Genomic DNA, 19,487 nt, shown 5'->3' on the forward strand with positions numbered 1-19,487 from the left:
GTGGCCGGAGTCCGGACGCGTGTGGTCCGGGCGGGGGCGGTCGGTCCGGAGGGGTGTGGTCTCGGCCGCGCTCGCGCCGGTCCTTGTGTGCGGGGCCGCCCCCGCCCTGCCCGCCTCGGTGGCGCCCGCGCCCGCCGGCGGGGAGCCGCGCGCCGAGGTACCGCAAGGGACCGTCGCCTACCGGAGCGCGGCCGACTTCACCGCCACCGGCAAACCCCGGGACCTGCTGTTCCACCCCGAATCGAAGAAGCTGTACGTCGGCTCCGAGGACCTCCCCGGCACCACCGAGGTCAACGAGAACGGGCTGTACGTCCTGAACCCGGCCGACGGATCCGTACGCGGCACCGTCGGCCAACTCCCCGGGCCCACCGGCGCCGATGCGTCGGGCTCCCCGGGCTCCGCCGGTTCCTCGGAGGTCAGCGGTTCCGGCGGCACTGGCGGCTCCGTCGGCGGCGCGGGGGCCACCCCCACCGGCGGCGCGCTCGCCTCCACCGGCGCCGTCGCCGCCCCCCTCGCCGGAGCGGCGGCCGCGCTCACGGGAGCGGGCTGGCTGCTGGTCCGGCGCAGGCGCGCCGCGGCGAATCCACGCTGAGCGGCTTCCACCCCGTACCGCCCCCCAGGCCCTCCCGTGCCCATGGGAGTTCCCCGTCACCCGGTGACCGGGAAACTCCCGCGCGGCCCCGTGTCCGGGCCTCGGAGCGGCTCCTGTTGAATCGGTCGCACGTGCCGCACGCGGCCGGCTCCCGGCCGATCGGCCGGCGTGCCGCGCGGGCGGCCCCACCACGACCGTCGAGGAGACCCGCCCGTGAAGGTGATCGCGCAGCTCAGTGACGTCCACATCGACGGCGGCCCCCGGGCCGCGGCGCGTACCCGCGCGGTCATGGAGTACCTCGACGCCCTGCCCTACGACCTGGACGCGGTCCTGGTGAGCGGGGACATAGCCGACACGCCCACGGCCGCCGAGTACGAGGAGGCGCGCGAACTGCTCGTCTCGCGGCACCCGTTGGTCGTCTGCCCCGGCAACCACGACGAGCGCACCGCGTTCCGGCGGGGGCTGCTGGGCCAGGAGGACCCGGGATTCGGGCCCGTGAACCAAGTGCTCCACGGGGAGGGCTTCGTGCTGGCCGCGTGCGACTCCTCCGTCCCCGGCGAGCACCACGGCCGCCTGGAGGACTCCACCCTGGCCTGGCTCGACGCGATCCTCACGCGGACCCCGCACGAGGTCCCGGTTCTGGTCGCCTTCCACCACCCGCCCGTCCCGCTGCACACCCCGTACGTCGACGACATCCGCCAGTTCGGGGAGGAGCGGCTGGCCGAACTGGCCCACCGGCACCCGCACGTGCGGGCCTTCCTGTGCGGTCACGCCCACACCGCCGCCGTGACCACCTTCGCCGGCCGACCGCTCCTCGTCGCACCCGGCGTGGCGTCCTCCATCCGCCTCCCGTGGGAGCGCCAAGCGGGCCCGGACCACCACATCCACCTCGACGAACCGCCCTGCGTCGCCTTCCACGTACTGGGCGACGACGGCCGGCTGACGACCCACTACCGGATCGTCGTCGAGCGCCGGTAGCTGCTGCCGTCGCGGGTGCGCGTGAGGTTCCCCGAGGTGACCAGGTGGCGACGCAGCGCGGAACAGTCCTCGTGGACCGTCCGCAGCGCCTCGTTCACCTCGGGCTCCGTATAGCTCCGGTCCGCCGCGAACAGGGTCTCCGCGAGGTGCAGGAGCAACTGCTCCCGGCGGGCCGCCTTGCGCGGGATGGCGACGAGCCGCCCCCCGGAGAACAGGTCCGAGACGTCCCTCGGGGCGCGGGCCGGGGTCGGATGTTGTCGCTGCTGCTCAGTGGTCCGTGACATGCCTGCGAGCTTCGCGCGGGGGCCGCGCCCGGGGCAACGGGTTTTCACTCCCGGCCCTCCACCGGCGTCAAGCCCAACCGCCGCCCGGCGAGGTCGAACTCCGTGACCCTGACGCGGACCCGCTCCCCGACGGCGGGCCCGGCCGCGCCGTGCACCAGCCCCGTCACGCCACCGGCCACCCGGACGAACACCCCGAAGGGGACGATCCGTTCGACGGTACCCGTGTGGACGCGGCCGGGGGCGAGTACGTCGACGTACGCCTGCCAGGGGTCGGGCAGCAGCGCCTTCACGGACAGGCTGACCATTTCCCGGTCCGGGTCCACGTCGAGGATCTCGGCGCGGATCCGACGGCCGACGGGCGCGACCTCGTCCACGTCGGAGAAGTGGCTCCACGACATCTCGGGGACCCGCAGGAACCCGACGCCCTCTCCCAGCCCCGCTGTGGGGCCGTCGCCCGGCCGCTCGTCGAGGTCCACGTATACCCCGATGTCGTCCAGCCCGGTCGCGACCACCCCCGTGACGACCTCCCCGCGCCGCAGCGAGCCGAGGTACGTCCGCAACCTGCGCCCCCGCGTCTCGTTGGTGCGCCGGCGTGCGCGCAGCACCCCGTCGGCGTCCGGCACCGCCGCGGCGAGCAGCGGACGGCGGTCGGCCTCCTCGACCGGAACCAGCGCCGCGAGGTGACCGGGCCCCGACGGGAGCGGCGGGTACGCGAGGTCGGTGCGGCCCATCCAGGCCTGGGCCGGGCCCTCGGAAGGGGAGTCGCCGGGACGTTGCCGCACGAGGAGCGCCGGGCTCTCCAGGCGCAGCAGGGCGCCCCGCACCGCGTCGATGTCCTCGGTCAGGTCGGGCCACAGCGCGAGCCGGGCCCGGGGCGCGAGCCGCTCCCGTACGCCGGACAGTTCGGTGGTGTCGTGCAGGCGGTGCCAGTGGAAGGCGTGGTCGACGGGGCGTTCCTCCAGCAGGAGCCGACCGCGCGCGGCGAGCAGGCGCCGCACCTCGGCCCAGAAGGCGTCGTCGGCGGGCAGGGCGGGCTCGATCTCGTCGAGCGCGGGATCGTAGGGCGAGCGGGCGACCGGCTCGACGACCAGGCCCACTTCTCCTGCCCTGCGGGACAGTTCCGGCACCGGACGGCCCGACACGAGGTAGATCTCGCCCCGCTCTCCGACGTGGACGTGGAAGCCGTCGGCGCCGCACAGTCGGGCCCAGGGCCCCTCGCGCAGCACCATCGACCGCAGCAGGGCGAGCCCGGATTCCAGGGACACGCGGGACCCGTCGTAGAACTCGGCCTCTGGCACCGGGGGTTGGTCACGGTAGCGGCTACGGAAGTCGAAGAACCCCGTGGCCATGGGGTTGTCGAGGGTGAACCGGGTGATCCCGAGGGCCCGGGCGGCCTCCGCCACGAGGGTCCGGTGCGCGTCGGCCACGCGTGAGCGCTCCGCGTACGGGACGCGCCCCTTCGGGGAGTCGGGGTCGGCGGCGGGGGAGGGCGGGGTGATCCGTAGGACGGAGGTCGCCGACTCGGCGTGCCACGCGCCGGGTTGGGGGGCCTTGGCGGGTCGGGGGTGGCTGGGTGGGGTGGGCATCGTCCGAAGCCTACGCGCGGGCCCGCCGCCGGTCGGTCGGTGCGGCGGCGGGCCCCGGTGGAGCGGGTGGGTCAGGAGGTGACGGTGATCTGCTGGGCGGCGTTGGTGGTGTCGGTGACCTTGTAGAGCGCGTTGAAGGTCGAGGAGGTCGCGCTCGTCGGGCAGCCGAAGCCGCCGGTGACGGTGACCGGGACCGAGGCGTTGGTGAAGGTCAGGCTGGACGGGGCGCCGTTGACCCAGCTGCCCCCGACGTTCGCCGGGCCGCTCGGGGCAGCGGCGACCGTGCAGGTGGCCAGACCGGTGGTGTGCACGACGAGCCCGCCGGTCGGCACCGTCATGGTGGCGGTGATGGGCGAGCCGTTCTGCATGGACACGGCCCAGGCGCCGCTGGTGGTGACCGTCGGGGTCACGCGCGGCATGCTGGACGTGCAGGAGCTGTAGGTCGGCGGCGAGATGGGCGAGGAGACGGGCCCCGCCGCGTTGTGGTTGCCGGGGGCGGCCGGCACCGCGCCGGTGGAGACGGAGACCGTACACGTCACCGTGACCGAACCGGCCTTGAGGGTGGCCTTCCCGCGGAGGGTGGCCTTGAAGGCGTGTCCGGCCGGGGTGACCGTGGTGGACCCGGCGAGGGGTAAGGGTGCGGCGGAGGCGGTGGCGGAGGCCACCGTCAGGGCGGCCGCGGCCGCCATCCCGAGGGCGAGCGAGGTGCGCGTACGGCTCATGGCTGAGCTCCTTGGGGATCGTGGTGCTGCGGGGTGGCAGCGGGGGACTGCCCGGGGGCGGCGGAGCCCCCGGCGCGCGGGGCGGCGTACGGCTGCCAGGCGAACATCAGCCCGCCGCCGAGGATGCCGAGCAGGGTGCCGATCAGAAACCCGCCGAGGTTCGACAGGACCAGCGCGGCGGTGGCGATCAGGGTGGTGAGGAACCCGGCGAGGGGGCGTTGCCGGGGGGAGAACCAGGCGGTGAGCCCGAGGACGGTCATGATGGCGCCCATCAGGACCGACGGGATGCCCGCCACCCCCTGCTGGAGCATGATCTTCAGTGGAGCCAGCGGCAGTACGCAGATCCACGCCCCGGCCAGGATGGCGAACAACCCGCCCCAGAAGGGCCTGCCGCGCCTCCACCGCCGCCAGCGGCTCAGAAGCATTCCTTCTTGCCCTTGCTGATGTTCATGCTCAGGCCGGAGAGCTTGAAGGTGCCCGCGTTGGTGGCCCACGCCGTCTGCCGGAGACCGGTGATGTTGACCGTGTCCGCCTGCTGGGCGAAGAGGTCCTGCATGCCCACGGCCTCCGTCGGCCCCTTGTCGAGGGTCGAGGCGTCGCGGCCGATCTCGATGTTCGTGAAGACCGCGTCACCGGAGAGCTGGGTGGCGTCCACGAACAGGTTGCTCGTCTCCTCCGGGCCCTTCTGGCCGGCCGTCAGGTTGAGCGAGATGTCCGACGATGGGGAGGGTCGTGACCACCGACTGGCACAGACTGTGCAGTTTGGCCTCCCTGATGGCGGTGACCGCCACTTCCGCCTCCACCCGCCGGGCCATCGCCCGCGAGAACTCGGCGGCCACGACCTCACCCGCCACCGGTCGCAGGGCCGCCACGGCCTCCCGAATGTGATCCAGATCGGTGGCCGAAAGTCGCTCCAGCCCCTCGGTCCCGATCACGTGCCGCCGGAACAGTGCGACGAACCGGTCCGCCGGCGCCGCCGCCTGAGCCTGTACGAAGTCCCCGGCGTCCAGGATCTCCCCCAGGGGCACCCCTTGGCGCACCAGCGCCACCGTGGCCTCCAGCAGCCGCCGGCTCGGATAGGTGACCCGGTCCCCGTCCAGGCGTACGTAGCCCGACTGCGCGGCCGGGTGTGTTCGGCGCTCGCCTGCGGGCCGAACAGCTCGCGCAGTTCGGCCCGGGTCATGGTGACCGGCTCCTCCTGGACCCAGTCCCTGGTCATCTCCCGCTTGAAGCCGAGGAGTTGGGACAACCCCCCGCCCTGCTCCCAGGCGGCCGGCAGCTCACCGATGCCGTTGACGGTGTACCCGCGCCCCAACAGGTCGCTGATCAACCGGAGTCGGGTCAGGTGGTCGTCCGAGTACCAGGCGATCCGGCCCTCGCGGCGGGGCGGCGGGAGCCGCCCGCGCTCCTGGTAGTAGCGCAGGTTGCGCACTTTGACCCCGGCCGCCCGGGCCACGTCCTCTCGGCGGTAACGACCGCCCTCGCACACCCCGTCGTCCGACCTGCCGTCCTGCTCCGCCTCGCTGTTCACGCGGCAGAGTGTAGGACGTACCGGCAGGTCACAAGGGGCGCTGTCGTGCCTCGCGCTTGATCGCCCGCAGGACGACGAACTTCGGTTCGCTCGCTGCCACTTCGCTGTTGCCGAAGAGGCGGCGCAGGTGCGTGTGGTAGCCCATGTGGCGGTTGGCGACCACCCACAGCTCCCCGCCCTCGCGCAGCACCTTGCGGGACTGGGCGAACATGCGCAGCGCCGTCGCGTCCGTCGTCGCCTGGTGGGAGTGGAAGGGCGGGTTGCACAGCACCAGGTCCACGGAGGCCGGATCCAGCATCGCGACGCCGTCACCCACGTGGAACTCGGCGGTGCGCCGGCCCGCGCCGACGTTGGCCTCGTACGTGGCCTTGGCCGAGGCCACCGCCTGGTACGACTCGTCGGTGAACACCACCGCGGCGTCCGGGTCGGCGACCGCGACGGCCGCGCCGACCACGCCGTTGCCGCATCCCAGGTCCACGACCCGGGCCCCGTCGGTGTTGGTCGGGATGCTCTGGAGGAAGAAGCGGGTGCCGACGTCGAGGCGGTCCGCGCAGAAGATCCCGGAGTGGTTGACCACGGTCAGGCCCGCGCCCGAGCCGCCCTGCTCGTCGACCTGATACGTCAGCGGCCAGGGGCCGGGGGCCGCCTTCGCCGTGAGCGCCGGGTCGGGGGTGCAGAAGATCAGCCGGGCCTTCTTCTCCGCGAGGGAGGTCTTCGTCGGGCCGAAGACCTTCTCGAAGACGCGCAGGGTGGAGGTGTGGATCTCCTTCACCATGCCGGCGCCGACGACGACCGTGCCCTCGTGCACGTGCGGGGCCAGCCGGTAGAGCTGGTCCTCCAGCAGTGCCAGGCTCTTCGGGACCCGTACGAGGAGCACGTCGATCCGCTCCGGTGGCGCGTCCTGCGTCGTCAGCAGGGTCACCGTGGCCTTGGACGTGCCGATGCCGGCCCGGTCCAGGTTGCCCTCGGTGGCGGCCCGCGTCAGCGAGGAATCGGTGATCTGCGTGGGCCGGTGCGCGGCCAGGGCCGTCGTCAGGGCGCCCCAGCGGTCGCCGATTACGGTGATCCGCCCGGCAGCGGCGGCCAGGTCCACGGGGCCGCGCTCGTCGGTACCCGCGTCGAGATGACGCAGCAGGTACTCGTCGGCGGCGTCCCAGGCACGGAGCTGGTCGCGCGGGTCCGCGGGGAAGCGGTTGAGTTCGTAGGAGCCGAATGGCGTGGTCAGGCGGTTCATATGCACCCCAGGCTAGCCCAGGCGCCCGCCCGGCCCCGCACACGCGGGGCCGGGGGACCCTGACCTGTACGGATCCCGCCTCCGGACGGCCCCTCGGGGCCGCCCCGGCGGCGTTCCGGTCCCGGATCGCCGTTCGGGATGGTGCTCCGGATCACGGCTGCGGATCACGGCCGCGGATCACCGCTCCGGGAACTCGCCGGCCATCGCGGCGGCGATCCGCAGGTACGGCGCCGCCTCGGCGGCCCGGCCCTGCCGCTCCAGGGTGCGGCCCAGCATCAACTGGGCGTAGTCCTCCACCGGCCACCGCTCCAACAGGGCGCGCAGCTCGCTCTCGGCGCGGGAGAGCTGGGCGGAGTGGTAATAGGCGCGGGCCAGCAGGAGGCGGGGAGCGAGCTGCTCGGGGGCCTCCTCGGCGACCGTGACGAGGACCTTGGCGGCGGTCGCGTACTCCTTCGCGTCGAAGAAGAGCTGCCCGCGTGCCCAGCGCTCGGCCGTGGTTCCGTGCTCGTGGTAGGTCGTCGGGGTCGTCGGCGCGTTCATCGCGTCCCTTCCGCTCGGCGGTCTCGTTGCGTCGCCGAGTCGAACGCATCCGCGGGCCCGGACATTCCGCCGGGCGGCGGGGACGGCGGGAACGGCGGGGACGGACGGTGGGGTGGCGAGGACGGCAGGCGCGACAGGTCCGGGCCGCCGTCCGCGGGGATAGGTTGTGCCGTATGAGCAATCTCGATCGCCAGCCCGCTCTCGCCGCCTGCGGCGGCCGCGGTTTCGTCGTCGCCGAACCGGTGCGCGAGCTCCTCAGCCCGCGCACGGTCAAGCTCGGGCAGTCCACCGAGGTCCGCCGGCTCCTGCCGAACCTGGGTCGCCGGATGGTCGGCGCCTGGTGCTTCGTCGACCACTACGGCCCCGACGACATCGCCGACGAGCCCGGCATGCAGGTCGCTCCCCACCCGCACTCCGGACTCCAGACGGTGAGCTGGCTGCACGAGGGCGAGGTGCTCCACCGCGACAGCGTCGGCAGCCTCGCCACGATCCGCCCGCGCGAGCTGGGCCTGATGACCTCGGGCCGGGGCATCAGCCACTCCGAGGAGAGCCCCCGCCCGCACGCCCGCCTCCTGCACGGAGCCCAACTGTGGGTGGCCCTGCCCGACGCCCACCGCGACGTGGCCCCGCACTTCCAGCACCACGCGGAACTCCCTCGGGTCACGGCCCCGGGCCTGACGGCGACGGTCATCCTGGGCACCCTCGACACGGCCACCTCGCCCGGTACGGCGTACACCCCCATCGTCGGCGCCGACCTCACCCTGGCCTCGGGCACCGAGACCCGCCTCCCGCTCGACCCCGACTTCGAGTACGCGGTCCTGTCGATGTCGGGCGAGGCCCACGTGGACGGCGTCCCGGTCCTCCCCGGCTCGATGCTCTACCTGGGCTGCGGCCGCACCGAACTCCCCCTGCGCGCGGCGTCGGACGCGAGCCTGATGCTGCTGGGAGGCGAGCCGTTCGAGGAAGAGATCGTCATGTTCTGGAACTGGATCGGACGGTCCCAAGAGGACATCGCAGGCTTCCGCGAAGACTGGATGAACGGCGCCCGCTACGGCGAGGTGAAGGGCTACGACGGCCCTCCGATTCCGGCTCCCGCGCTCCCCGCGACCCACCTGAAGCCCAGGGGTAGGGTGCGCTGACCTGGCGGTTTGCGGGGGCGGGGGCAGCGGTGCCCATCCCGCATCCTGAACGAGCTGGTTCCGCCCACGGCCGCCGGCCTCCTGGAGGAGTGCCAGAGCCGGAGCGCCTCTCGTGGTGATGGTCCAACCCAACGCGTTGTCGCGCGAGAGCCCCTGCCCGGTCCAGGTCGAGTTGGAGTGGTCGATGGCCCGGGCCATCGGCTTCGCCGGATCACTGCTTGGCTCCTTCACCTCCGGACCGAGGGCGAGGCACGGTTCCCGGACCGTTCGAGGACGCGGTCGTGGACGGTCGAAGAGCACGTCAACCCACCCGGATACCGACCGCCAGCGTCAGTTCGAGGACCCGGTGCGGCGACCCGAGATCCGGGAAAAGTTCCCGCAGCTGCGCCATCCGGTAGCGGACGGTCTGGGGGTGGACGAACAACGCCGCCGCCACCTCGTCCCGCCTGCCCTGGTGCAGCAGCCAGGCCCGCAACGTCTCCTCCAGCCGCCGCGCGGTCGCGTCCGGCAAGGTCCGCAACGGGGCGAGGGCTCGGACACGCAGGTCGGCGAACGCGTCCGCATCGGCGCTCAGTACCAGCTCGGGCAGGTGGTCCTCGGTGTCGCGGATGTCGCAGGAGAGGGAGCGCGCGCGTACCGCCCGTGCGTACGAGGCGGACGCGAGCGTCCACGGCCGGGCCGGGCCGACCACGGCGGTGCGGTCGGGCAGCCGCCTCAGGAGATGTGCTCGGTCGGCATCGGGGACGAGCAGCACTCCGGAGGCGTCCGGCAGATCGTCGAGGACGAGGGTGCCCGGGTCGAGCGCGCGGTAGGCCGGCCGGGCGTGGGCGGCGGGCAGCAGGACCGCGGTCAGCGAAACCGGCGGTTGCCACCCGGCCCGCCCGGCAGCGGCAAGGAGCACGTCCGGGCTCGCGCCGGAGAGGAGGTCGCGGGCCAGTTGTTCCAGGTGGCGCTCGTGGGCCCGGCCCCGCGCGGCCAGTTCGTCGGCGTGGCCCGCGGCGCTCGCGGCGGAGAGCTCGTCGATGTAGGCGAAGGTCAGCTCGGCGAACTTGGCGACCTGGGCGGCGGGTAGACCTGCTGGTACGGCGCCTGCGGCCAGGCCTCGCCAGGCCACGCGGGCGCCGACCCGGTAGGCGCTGAGCAGGGCGTCCATCGAACGGCCGTCGCGGACCTCGCCGCGGCCCAGCTCGTAGGCCGCGTCGCCGGCGTCGCCGCCCGTGGCGTTCCCGCTCGCGAGGTCAAGGTAGAGGCCCAGGGCGGTGCGGACGGCTCGGCGGATGGTGGCGCCCATGCGGCCCGAAAGGGCGTTGGCGTAGGGCGGGACCTCATCGATGATCGCCTGGACGACCTCGTCGGCGGTGGTCCTCAGCGCGGCCCGAAGCGCGGTGACCGTCGTCTCATCCAGGACCAGTTCGCTGGCCCTCCGGACTGCATGGCTCATTTTTTGTTCCCTGCGAACAATTCAACTGATCAGATTCACGTCCTACGGACAGGACTTTATCCCCTGAAGCACACCAAGCTGGGGTCATGACGAGTGCAGCCCTCCGCAGTAGGGCGTGGAAACTGCTGGAGATGGTCACGACGCCGCTGCTGCCGTCGGACTACCTCGACCTGGTCAGCCCGCTGCGTGCGGGCGGCGACCTGCGGGGGCGCATCGAGGCCGTGCACCCCGAGACGGGTGACGCCGCGACCCTCGTGATCAGGCCGGGACGGGGCTGGCGCGGCCACACGGCCGGTCAGTACGTGCGGATCGGGGTCGACGTCGACGGGGTGCGCCTGTGGCGCGCCTACTCGGTCACCTCGCCGACGAACCGCCGCGACGGCCGGATCACGATCACGGTGAAGGCCATCCCGGACGGCAAGGTCAGCAACCACCTGGTCCGCGGGGCGCGACCGGGCACGCTGATCCAGCTCGACCAGGCGACCGGCGACTTCGTGCTGCCGGAGGCCAAGCCCTCCAAGGTGCTCTACCTGACGGCCGGCAGCGGCATCACGCCGGTGATGGGCATGCTGCGCGACATCGAGTTCGACGATGTCGTCATGGTCCACTCCGCACCGAAGCCGGACGACGTGATCTTCCGCAACGACCTGCACGACCTGGTCGCGGACGAGAAGCTGCGTCTCACCGAGCTGCACACCGACACGGACGGCATGCTCGAAATCGCCCGTCTGGGTGATCTCGTCCCCGACTGGGCCGAGCGCGAGACCTGGGCGTGCGGGCCCGCGGGCCTGCTCGACGCCGCCGAAGCGCACTGGACCGCGCACGGCGTCCCGGAGCGCCTGCACACCGAACGCTTCCGCCCCGGCGTCGTCGTCACCGGAGACGGTGGCGCGGTCACGTTCAGTACCAGCGGCAAGACCGTCGACGCGGACGGCGCCACGCCGTTGCTGGACGTCGGCGAGGAGGCCGGCGTGCTCATGCCGTCCGGGTGCCGCATGGGCATCTGCTTCGGCTGTGTCACGCCGCTCAGGGCGGGGGCCGTCCGCGACCTGCGTACCGGCGAGATCACCGAAGCCGAGCCGGGCGTCCTCATCCAGACCTGTGTGTCCGCCGCGGCGGGCCCCTGCGACATCGAACGGTAGGAGCACCTTGACCGCCATCGACCCCACCGCCCACCTGACCGCGGAGCAGATCGAGGAACTCGGCCGCGAGCTGGACGCGATCCGCGACGAGGTGATCGCCGGCCGCGGCGAGAAGGACGCCGCCTACATCCGCAAGGTCATCTCGGCACAGCGCACACTGGAGTTGGTCAGCAGGGGCGTCCTGCTGTTCTCGATCTTCCCACCCGCGTGGCTGCTCGGCACCGCCGGCCTGTCCGTGGCGAAGATCATGGAGAACATGGAGATCGGCCACAACGTCCTGCACGGCCAGTGGGACTGGATGCGGGACCCGAAGATCCACTCCACCACCTGGGACTGGGATCACGTCTCGCCGGCCGAGCAGTGGAAGCACTCGCACAACGAGCTGCACCACACGTACACCAACGTGATCGGCAAGGACAACGACCTCGGCTACGGCATCATGCGCGTCGACGAGGATCAGAAGTGGCACCCGTTCCACCTCGGCCAGCCGCTGTGGAACTTCCTCAACGCCTGCTTCTTCGAGTACGGCATCGCCGCCTACGACCTGGAGCTCGGCAAGAACCTGCACAAGCGCCGCCGCAAGAACCCGGAGTTCCGTGCGCGGGCCAGGGCCGTGGGCCGCAAGATCCGCAAGCAGGTGCTCAAGGACTACGTCATCCACCCGCTCCTTTCGGGCCCGTCGTTCCTCACCACGCTCGCCGCCACGTTCACCGCGAACCTGGTGCGCAACGTCTGGACCCACTCCGTGATCATGTGCGGGCACTTCCCCGAGGGCGTGCAGGTCTTTGAGCGCCGGTCGATCAGGGACGAGACGCGCGGCCAGTGGTACCTGCGCCAGATGATGGGCTCGGCGAACATCAGCGGCAGCAAGGCCATGCACTTCATGACCGGCAACCTGTCGCACCAGATCGAGCACCACCTGTTCCCGGACCTGCCGAGCAACCGGTACGCCGAGGTCGCGGTGAAGGTGCGCGCCTTGTTCGAGAAGTACGAGCTGAATTACGTCACCGGGCCGCTGCCCAAGCAGGTGTACTCGGCGTGGCACAAGGTCTTCCGACTCTCGCTGCCCAACAAGCAGCCCAAGGTCACGATGCCGGACCGCGAGCAGGAACTCGCCGCGGCCTGATTCCCGGTCCTGGCCGGCGCCGCAGCTCCGAGGGTGGGCTCCAGGGACGGGAACCCGCATGTGGGCGTTGGCGAACGTGGCGCCGCAGGGGCGTGGCGTCGTCCACGGCGCCGGCCGGCCACCTGCTCAAGGCTGTGGCCCGGCAGCTGACGCAGGCGAGACCGCTCGACCGGCCGTAACGGTGAATCGGCTCCGCGCAGAGCATCCACGGGCCGATCTTCCAGACGGGGTCTTGTCGGCCGGTGCGCACTGGCGGTCACCGCTCTCGTAGTCGGTCAAGCACTGCGGAAGATCGCGGTCCCGCTCCCCGACGGGCTGGGTCCCGACGACGCAGTCGGCCGGAAGTTCCACTGCCGCCGACCGCACCACGCCCTAGACTGCGACCGCTCCAAAACCTGACGTTCATCGGGAGGGCGTGCAGAATGAAACGAGCACTCATCAGCGCATGCGCGGCCGTGGTGTTGGTCGTGTCCGGGGGGAGTGTCGCCGGCGCTTCCGATGGCGCTCCGCCGCGGACCACGCACGGCCCTTGCCAGTACGCACAGACCCCGGACGAGCCTTCGGCGCGCCCCGTTCCGCTGCCGCCCGACCCGCGGCGCACCCCCAGTCGGGGCACGGTTGACATGGCTGTTCCGACCAGCCAGGGTCCGCTCCCGCTGCACTTGGACCGGGCCAAGGCGCCGTGCACGGTGCAGAGTTTCCTGCACCTGGCACGGCACGGGTTCTACGACCGTACGGTGTGCCACCGTCTGACGGCGTATCCGACGCTGAAGGTCCTGCAGTGCGGCGACCCGACCGGTACCGGTGAGGGCGGGCCCGGGTACAAGTACAAGGACGAGCTGCCGGTGGACCTGCCGCCGGCGCCGACCGATCCGACCGGTGCGCGCCGACTCTATGGGCGCGGCCTGCTGGCGATGGCCAACGCCGGTCCGAACACGAACGGTTCACAGTTCTTCGTCGTCTACGGCGACTCCGCACTGCGACCGAACTACACGGTGTTCGGCACGGTCGGGGCCGACGGCCTGACGACCCTCGACGAAGTCGCCGCCGGAGGCATCGAGCCGACCGCGGAGGACCCGGCGCCGGTCGACGGCACCCCCGTCCTGTCGACCGAGCTGCTGCGCGTCCGGCCGTCCCGCGAGCATTGACGCACCGCGACGTGGCCACGTCCTCGATGAGCAGGCTCGGGCCACGGGGGGTTCTTCCGCTCGGCTCGGGATTCCGGCGGGCGCCTGTCCGGTCCGGCGACATTTCGTGCCGGACGGTCAGGTGCGGCCGGTCGGGGCGTGGGGTCGCTGGATGTCCTCCGGGTAGGCCGTGTGCAGCACGGCCTCCTCGTAGGTGATGGTGCCCGCCGCGACGAGGGCGTTGAGGCTGGTCTCAAGGGTCTGCATGCCCTCACGGTGGCCGGTCGAGACCATGTTGCGGATCTGGCGAGACTTGCCCTCGCGGATCAGGTTGCGGATCGCCGACGTGCCCACCAGCACCTCGAAGGCGGCGACCCGGCCCCCGCCGATCCGGGGGATGAGCGTCTGGTTGAGGATGCCGACCAGGGTGTGCGCCAACTGCAACCGGATCTGCGGCTGTTGCGCGGCCGGGAACACGTCGACGATGCGGTCCAGCGTTTGCGACGTGTCGTTGGTGTGCAGGGTGGCGAACACCAGGTGCCCGGTCTCGGCGATGGTCAGGGCCGCGGAGATGCTCTCCGGGTCGCGCATTTCGCCGAGGAGCAGGACGTCGGGATCCTCGCGCAGCGCCGAGCGCAGCGCGGCGGGGAAGGAGTCGGTGTCGGTGCCGACCTCGCGCTGGTTGACCGCCGAGCGCTTGTGCCGGTGCAGGTACTCGATCGGGTCCTCGATGGTGAGGATGTGCACCGGCCGGTGTGTGTTGACGTGGTCGAGGAGCGCCGCCAGGCTCGTCGTCTTCCCCGATCCGGTCGGCCCGGTGACCAGCACGAACCCGCGCGGCATGCCCGCCCACCCCATGACGACCGGGGGGAGCCCGAGCTGCTGGGACGACGGAACGTCGAACGGGATGATCCGCAGCGCCAACGCCGATGAGCCGCGCTGCACGAAGGCGTTCCCGCGCATCCTGGCCCTCTCGCCCCAGCTGAACGCGAAATCGACCTGCTTCTCCCGGCGGAACCGTTCCGTGAGTTCCTCGCCCAGCACCCCGGTCACCAGGCGATCGACCTCCGGCTCGGTCAGCGCGGCCCCCTCGACCGGTCGCAGGGCGCCGTCGACGCGGAGGAACGGCGCCGATCCGGCGGTGAGCAGCAGGTCGCTGCCGCCCCGCTGCCACAGCTCACCGAGCAGGTGGTCGATGATCGAGGAACTCGGCCCGGACATGGTGGTCTCCAAGGTGGCGTGCTTGTTCATGGCAGGACCGTCCACTGCTTGACGGTGCTGGTGTGGCCGTCGAAGGACACGGCGGCCTGGAGGAGCGGTCCGGACAGCAGGTCGATCCGGGTGCCGCCGAGGTGCTCGGTCGCGCCGCCGCTCCCGGCGGTGACGGTGTAGGTCACGGTCAGCCCGGCCAACTGGGAGGCATGGGTCAGGCCGCACGGTGCCAGGTCGATCTGGTCGGTCACCGGGCCGCTCGATCCGAGATGGACCGGCACGTCCGGTGAGTTGACGCCGGTGCAGGTGCTGCCGGTGAAGTCCACCGACACCTTCACCGACTTCACGTCGCCGTCGTCGTGGTGCGCCACTTGGAGGACGATGTGGTCGAGCGGTCCGGTCGTGGCCGGTGCCGGCGGGGCGTAACCGCCGAGCGTGAGGGACGCCCGGCCACCGCCGGGGACGGTGGCGTCCGTGACGTCGACGGGTGCGCCGGGAGCCGGGGGCGTGAACCCGGTGAGCGCGGTGACCGAGGCCGGCTTCGCCATCACGGCCGGGTAGGTCGTGAACAGCACCGGCTCCGGTGGGATCCCGATCACCGGACGGAGGTATCCGGTGGCCGGGATGATGCCGAGGTCGATGGTCCGGGCGATGATGCCGCGGGTGACCACCTGCGAGCCGACCCGGCTCATCGACAGGTCGACGGCGGCGGTCGGCGCGTAGACGGTGCCGTTGATCACCAGGCGGCTGTGAGCGGTGGCCGTGTCGGCGTCGTCGGTCGACTTCAGCACCGCGCAGCGGCTGCCGGTGGTGAGACAGCCGGACAGGGCCCTGATGGACGGGGCTCGGAACACGATGTCGAGCTCGACGCCGTCGAGCCGGTCGGTGGCGGCGGCACTGCCCGCCCCCAACCTCGCCGCGTAGTCGACAGCGAGCTTGGACAGCTGGTCGGCCTGCCGGAGCCCGCAGGCGCCGAGGTCGACCACGTCGACACCGAGTGTCCCTGGACGGGGGGTGAGGGCGTGGTTCGCGTCGCAGGCGGTACCGGTACCGGAGACGGTCAGCGCGGTGGTGGGTGGTTCCGTCGGCGAGGGCGGCGCCGGGGGCGTGGCCGGGTCCGGGGGAGCGGGGGGCTCCGGGGGCGAAGGAGGTGCGGGGGGCGAGGGCGCTGCTGGGGTGGTGTCGTCGTCCTGGTGCGAGACGCGCAGCACGACCTTGTCGATCACCGCCCCCGTCGGCAGGGAAGGCATCGTGAACGCGCCGAGCCGGATGGACGCAGACGGGGTGGCCGCGCCAAGCGTCGCGGTCGAGGTGCTGGTGTCGATCGTTTGCGCGTTCGTCGGGTCGAGGAACGCCGCGGCGCCGGGTGTCGCGGTGCTGATCGCCTGGGTGGGCCGTGCCGCGATGGGGGGTCGGTAGGCCAGTTCCAGGGTGACGCCGTCGAGCTGATCGGTGGCCGTGGTGCTGCCGGCGCCGAGGGTGGCGGTGTAGGTCACCACCAGGCCGGTCAGATGGGCGGGGTCGTTCAGCCCGCAGACGGCGACCAGGTCCAGGGTGTCGGTGGCCAGGGCGCCCTGGTGCGCGGCGAGTTTGCGCGAGGTGGTGCAGGAGCCGGGTATGCCGGGCCCGGTCAGGGTGACCGCGACCGTCGGCGGCGGTCCTCCGGTCGCCCCGGGATCGTCGCGGTGCGCGACGTGCAGCAGGGCCCCGTCCAGGACCGAGCCGGGCGCCGGCGCGGGGGTGTCGTAACCGCCGAGGGCGATGGTGGCGGTCGGCCTGGTCACCGCGTCGAGTGTGGCGTGGGCCGTGTTGGCGCCGTCGATCGCCTTGGCGTTGGTCGCGGGGACGAACGTCGTCGACTCCGCGCTCGTCGCCGGCCGGGGCGGCGGCGCGTCGTAAACGACTTCGAGCCACACGCCGTCCAGGGCATCGGTGCCCGCGGTGCCGCCCGCCTTCAGCCCGGCGGCGTAGGTCGCGGTCAGGCCGGTCAGCTGTGCGGGATCGGTGATGCCGCATGCCTTCAGGTCGACGCGGTCCTCGCCCGCGCCGGCCCGCGCCGTGAGCGGCAGGTTGGTACAACTGCCGCCGCCGCGAGCGGGGGTGACGTTGATTCTGGGCGCCCCCGCGTCGCCGGTCTCCTGATGGGCCACTCGCAGCACGGCGGAGACGATCGTCGACTCCGGCGGCAAGGGCGGCCGGTCGAACCCGGCCAGGGCGATCGACGCGGACGGGGCGGCCGTGGTCAGGTCGGCGCCGGCCACCAACGACGTCGGCTGTTCGCCGATCTCCAGGGCGTTGTCGGGACGGGTGCCGGTGGCGGTGAACCCGGTCGACGCGGCCACGGTGGTCGGCTTGAAGGTGGTCGGCGTGCGGTAGGCCACCTCCAGCCAGATGCCGTCCAGGCGCTCCGTGGCCGTGGTGCCGTCGGTGTCCAGGGTGGCGGCGTAGGTCACTGTCAGGCCGGTGAGCCGGGCCGGGTCGGTGAGCCCGCACGCGCCCAGCAGGTTGATCGGGGGATCCTCGGCGAGCGCCGTGTGCCGGGGCAGGTCGTCGGTGCGGCAGATGTCCGCGCCGACGGCGGTGGTGACCGTCACCGCCCCGGGGGCGGTCAGATTGCCGTCGTCCTGGTGCTTGACGTGCAGCGTCGCGCTGGTGATGACCGAGCCGGGCGGTACCTGCGGGGTGAAGCCGGCGAGCTGCATCGAAGCCGACTGGCGTTTGGTCGTGCCAAGGACCGCAAGGACAGCGTCGGCCGTGCAGCCCGCGGTGCCCGTGGGCTGCGCACACCCGGGCAGGGTCGGCTGTTCGCCACCGGTCAGGGCATGGCCCGGGTTGGCGAAGCCGGTGTTCGTGACCACCGCGGTCGGCCGCAGCGTGTGTGACGGCTTCGGCGGCTGGACCCCGTACACCGCCACCTGCTGCGCGTCCGGGGTCACCGGGGCACACAGTTCGACGTGTCCACGGTCCACCTGGAGCCGGCTGCCGCCGCCCATCATGACCTCGACGCCCGCGGGCCGTGTCGTGTCACAACCGCCCGGGTCGGGGATGGTCGGGCGGGTGGGGGCCCCGGGATCCCAGCCGGCCTGCGTTCCGCCGACCACGCTGACCGTGGGGTCGGCGACCGTCCAGACCGCGGTGTCGCCGGTGAAGGTGAAGTCGAAGTAGTAGAGACCCGGCTGTAGCCAGACGACGACGTCGGGGCAATCACCGCCGGTGAGGCGGGTGAGGGCGCGGGCGTCGTCGTAGTAGCCGGGCTGCAACCGCGCCAGCCAGGAACCGGGGCCGGGGCACGCGGGCACCGTTCGCCGGACCGGGACGGCCGTGGTCGGCGGGGTGTAGTCCGGATCGGCGCCGATGACCCGGTCGGCGGGAGCCGACGGGGTGTCGTTGGCGCAGTCGTGGACGTACGGCGCCTGGGTCGGCGGCAGTTGGGTCTGTGACACGGCACCGGAGCAGTCGCCGACGGCGGACACGTCGCCCGACACCAGCATCGAGGCGCCGGCGCCGGTGGTGACGTTCGAGTGGGAGAACACGCTGCCCTGTACGCGCAGGCCGGGCGCCGTCACGTTGATGCCGTCCGTCGTCTCCCGGCCCAGGCTGCGCAGCGCGTCCTGCGGTTGGGTCGCGCGCGTGGTGACGGGAGACGCGTTGAGGGGGTCGCAGTGGACGATCATCTGCCGGTCGTTGACCGGCGGGGCGGTGTAGTAGGCGCACGGGTTGCCCTGCGCGAAGTCGTTGATCGCGAGCTGTGTGGCACCGTCCGCGCTGTAGCCCCGCTTGCCCTGGTCGACGTACACGCTCGCGGCTTTCAGTCCCGTGCCGGCGAAGGACAGGACCGACACGGTGACCAGGCTGAAGACGACGACGAAGGCCAGCGCGAGGATCAGTGTCGCGCCCTCTTCGTCGTCGCGCCGGCGGCGTGGATCCGGCCGGCCGGTCATGACGAGCTCGATCGACGGACGGCGGTGAGGGCCGTCGGGGGCACGGCGGGGTCGCTCTGCACGGTCAGTGTTACCTCCATGGGCGGGGTGCACGAGGTCTCGGCACCGCAGCTCAGAACCACCGGACGGGTCGATGTGGTGGTGGCGATCCGGCCCAGCAACGTGGTGACGACTCCTCCGTCCGTGCACTTCACCCGCTTGAGGGCGCCGGTCGGCTGGTCGTAGGTGTAGACGACGTCGGTGCCGGGCCGGCTCAGGTGGACGATCACGCCGGCAACGCCGCACGCGGGGTCGGTCGTGACGTGGTCCGCGCTCTGCACGTCGCCGTAGAAGTAGCGGTTGAGGGTGCCCGCCGCGCTGGTGGCGGCCACCCGCTGCTCGGTGCCCGCCGTGAACCGCAGTCCGAGGACGGTCGCCTTGGCCAGCACGGTCCCGATGATGCCCACGATGACGATCGTGACCAGCAGCTCGATCAGGGTGAACCCCGACTCCGGTCGGCCGGTGGGCCGTTGCGTCGTCATGACAGCATCGACTCCCGCTTGACCACTTCGAGCGTCGCGTCCTTGACGGGGTGCGGGCCGGTCGAGTGCACGGTGAGCGTCACCTTCTGCACTCCGGTATCGACCGTCGGGCAGGGCCGGCCGAACGCACCCACCCCGTCCCAGTACTCGACCGCGACGGTCACGGTGTACCCGGCCGGCGGCGTCGGAGTCTCGTAGCCACTGGCGCAGGAGACGTACGGTTCGCTGACGACCTTCTCGGCGGCGCTGCGGATGACAGAGTCGGCGCCGGTCACCTTCTGCTGCGTGACCGAGCTGATGATCGCGGTGCCGATGCCCCCGACGATGGCCACGAAGGCGATGCCCATGAGCACCACGGCCACGAGAGCCTC

Annotated in this window: 19 protein-coding genes and 1 pseudogene; 7 read left to right on the forward strand and 13 right to left on the reverse strand. The window is 72.2% G+C overall.

Features of this window, described 5'->3' with window-relative positions:
* The first annotated feature begins 55 nt into the window (after positions 1–55).
* On the forward strand, positions 56–592 hold the full coding sequence (locus tag ACIOD1_RS06995; RefSeq protein ID WP_401900735.1) for an LPXTG cell wall anchor domain-containing protein: 537 nt from the start codon (positions 56–58) through the stop codon (positions 590–592).
* 213 nt (positions 593–805) lie between these two features.
* On the forward strand, positions 806–1,570 hold the full coding sequence (locus ACIOD1_RS07000) for a metallophosphoesterase (RefSeq protein ID WP_401900738.1): 765 nt from the start codon (positions 806–808) through the stop codon (positions 1,568–1,570).
* Here the strand turns inward: ACIOD1_RS07000 and ACIOD1_RS07005 are convergent.
* The 5 genes and pseudogenes from ACIOD1_RS07005 to ACIOD1_RS07025 all read right to left on the reverse strand — a co-directional run.
* Positions 1,543–1,854, reverse strand: a complete 312-nt coding sequence (locus ACIOD1_RS07005) for a DUF2087 domain-containing protein (protein WP_365619513.1) — start codon at positions 1,852–1,854, stop codon at positions 1,543–1,545. The genes ACIOD1_RS07000 and ACIOD1_RS07005 overlap by 28 nt on opposite strands.
* 44 nt (positions 1,855–1,898) lie before the next feature.
* Positions 1,899–3,440 (reverse strand): S1 RNA-binding domain-containing protein, encoded by a 1,542-nt coding sequence (locus tag ACIOD1_RS07010; RefSeq protein ID WP_401900741.1) that lies wholly within the window; start codon positions 3,438–3,440, stop codon positions 1,899–1,901.
* A 71-nt stretch (positions 3,441–3,511) separates the two neighbouring features.
* A complete protein-coding gene (locus ACIOD1_RS07015; RefSeq protein ID WP_365619508.1) occupies positions 3,512–4,162 on the reverse strand; it encodes a hypothetical protein in 651 nt (216 codons plus the stop codon).
* Positions 4,159–4,587, reverse strand: a complete 429-nt coding sequence (locus ACIOD1_RS07020; protein ID WP_401900744.1) for a DUF6114 domain-containing protein — start codon at positions 4,585–4,587, stop codon at positions 4,159–4,161. Before ACIOD1_RS07020 ends, ACIOD1_RS07015 begins: the two co-directional genes overlap by 4 nt.
* A pseudogene (locus tag ACIOD1_RS07025) lies at positions 4,578–4,953 on the reverse strand (DUF6230 family protein); the annotation flags it as partial. The pseudogene ACIOD1_RS07025 and the gene ACIOD1_RS07020, both read right to left, overlap by 10 nt.
* On the opposite strand from ACIOD1_RS07025, the gene ACIOD1_RS07030 reads away from it, so the two are divergent.
* A complete protein-coding gene (locus ACIOD1_RS07030; RefSeq protein ID WP_401901412.1) occupies positions 4,895–5,050 on the forward strand; it encodes a hypothetical protein in 156 nt (51 codons plus the stop codon). The pseudogene ACIOD1_RS07025 and the gene ACIOD1_RS07030 sit on opposite strands and share 59 nt — an antisense overlap.
* A 43-nt stretch (positions 5,051–5,093) precedes the next feature.
* Here the strand turns inward: ACIOD1_RS07030 and ACIOD1_RS07035 are convergent, their stop codons facing one another.
* From ACIOD1_RS07035 to ACIOD1_RS07045, 3 genes are all read right to left on the reverse strand, one after another.
* Positions 5,094–5,693 (reverse strand): MerR family transcriptional regulator, encoded by a 600-nt coding sequence (locus ACIOD1_RS07035; RefSeq protein WP_401900745.1) that lies wholly within the window; start codon positions 5,691–5,693, stop codon positions 5,094–5,096.
* A gap of 28 nt (positions 5,694–5,721) precedes the next feature.
* Positions 5,722–6,918 carry a methyltransferase gene (locus ACIOD1_RS07040; RefSeq protein WP_401901382.1) on the reverse strand — a complete coding sequence of 399 codons (1,197 nt, stop codon included), beginning with the start codon at positions 6,916–6,918 and terminating at the stop codon, positions 5,722–5,724.
* A 186-nt stretch (positions 6,919–7,104) separates the two neighbouring features.
* On the reverse strand, positions 7,105–7,467 hold the full coding sequence (locus tag ACIOD1_RS07045) for a tetratricopeptide repeat protein (RefSeq protein ID WP_365619500.1): 363 nt from the start codon (positions 7,465–7,467) through the stop codon (positions 7,105–7,107).
* Positions 7,468–7,640: 173 nt separating this feature from the next.
* Between ACIOD1_RS07045 and ACIOD1_RS07050 the strand changes: the two genes are divergently transcribed.
* Positions 7,641–8,606 carry a pirin family protein gene (locus tag ACIOD1_RS07050; protein ID WP_401900747.1) on the forward strand — a complete coding sequence of 322 codons (966 nt, stop codon included), beginning with the start codon at positions 7,641–7,643 and terminating at the stop codon, positions 8,604–8,606.
* A 301-nt stretch (positions 8,607–8,907) separates the two neighbouring features.
* Here ACIOD1_RS07050 and ACIOD1_RS07055 read toward each other — a convergent pair whose 3' ends face one another.
* Entirely contained in the window at positions 8,908–10,047 is a 1,140-nt protein-coding gene (locus ACIOD1_RS07055) for a helix-turn-helix domain-containing protein (protein WP_365619494.1), read from the reverse strand.
* An 86-nt stretch (positions 10,048–10,133) separates the two neighbouring features.
* On the opposite strand from ACIOD1_RS07055, the gene ACIOD1_RS07060 reads away from it, so the two are divergent.
* The 3 genes from ACIOD1_RS07060 (at position 10,134) to ACIOD1_RS07070 (ending at position 13,463) form a co-directional block, all read left to right on the forward strand.
* Entirely contained in the window at positions 10,134–11,189 is a 1,056-nt protein-coding gene (locus ACIOD1_RS07060) for a ferredoxin reductase (protein ID WP_365619492.1), read from the forward strand.
* A 7-nt stretch (positions 11,190–11,196) separates the two neighbouring features.
* The gene (locus ACIOD1_RS07065) at positions 11,197–12,315 is read left to right on the forward strand and encodes an acyl-CoA desaturase (protein ID WP_365619489.1); all 1,119 of its coding nucleotides are present in this window, start codon (positions 11,197–11,199) and stop codon (positions 12,313–12,315) included.
* 623 nt (positions 12,316–12,938) lie between these two features.
* A complete protein-coding gene (locus ACIOD1_RS07070; protein WP_365619487.1) occupies positions 12,939–13,463 on the forward strand; it encodes a peptidylprolyl isomerase in 525 nt (174 codons plus the stop codon).
* A 117-nt stretch (positions 13,464–13,580) separates the two neighbouring features.
* On the opposite strand, the gene ACIOD1_RS07075 is transcribed toward ACIOD1_RS07070, so the two are convergent.
* From ACIOD1_RS07075 to ACIOD1_RS07090, 4 genes are read right to left on the reverse strand one after another with little or no spacing between them, the layout of a single operon-like run.
* On the reverse strand, positions 13,581–14,693 hold the full coding sequence (locus ACIOD1_RS07075) for a type IV pilus twitching motility protein PilT (protein WP_365619484.1): 1,113 nt from the start codon (positions 14,691–14,693) through the stop codon (positions 13,581–13,583).
* Positions 14,690–18,595 (reverse strand): hypothetical protein, encoded by a 3,906-nt coding sequence (locus ACIOD1_RS07080; RefSeq protein ID WP_401900751.1) that lies wholly within the window; start codon positions 18,593–18,595, stop codon positions 14,690–14,692. Before ACIOD1_RS07080 ends, ACIOD1_RS07075 begins: the two co-directional genes overlap by 4 nt.
* A complete protein-coding gene (locus ACIOD1_RS07085; RefSeq protein ID WP_365619478.1) occupies positions 18,592–19,116 on the reverse strand; it encodes a type II secretion system protein in 525 nt (174 codons plus the stop codon). The genes ACIOD1_RS07080 and ACIOD1_RS07085 overlap by 4 nt, the downstream gene beginning before the upstream one ends.
* A complete protein-coding gene (locus ACIOD1_RS07090) occupies positions 19,113–19,478 on the reverse strand; it encodes a type II secretion system protein (protein WP_401900753.1) in 366 nt (121 codons plus the stop codon). The genes ACIOD1_RS07085 and ACIOD1_RS07090 overlap by 4 nt, the downstream gene beginning before the upstream one ends.
* Positions 19,479–19,487: the final 9 nt, after the last annotated feature.

This window comes from Streptomyces sp. NPDC088097, assembly GCF_044741845.1.
Classification (GTDB): domain Bacteria; phylum Actinomycetota; class Actinomycetes; order Streptomycetales; family Streptomycetaceae; genus Streptomyces.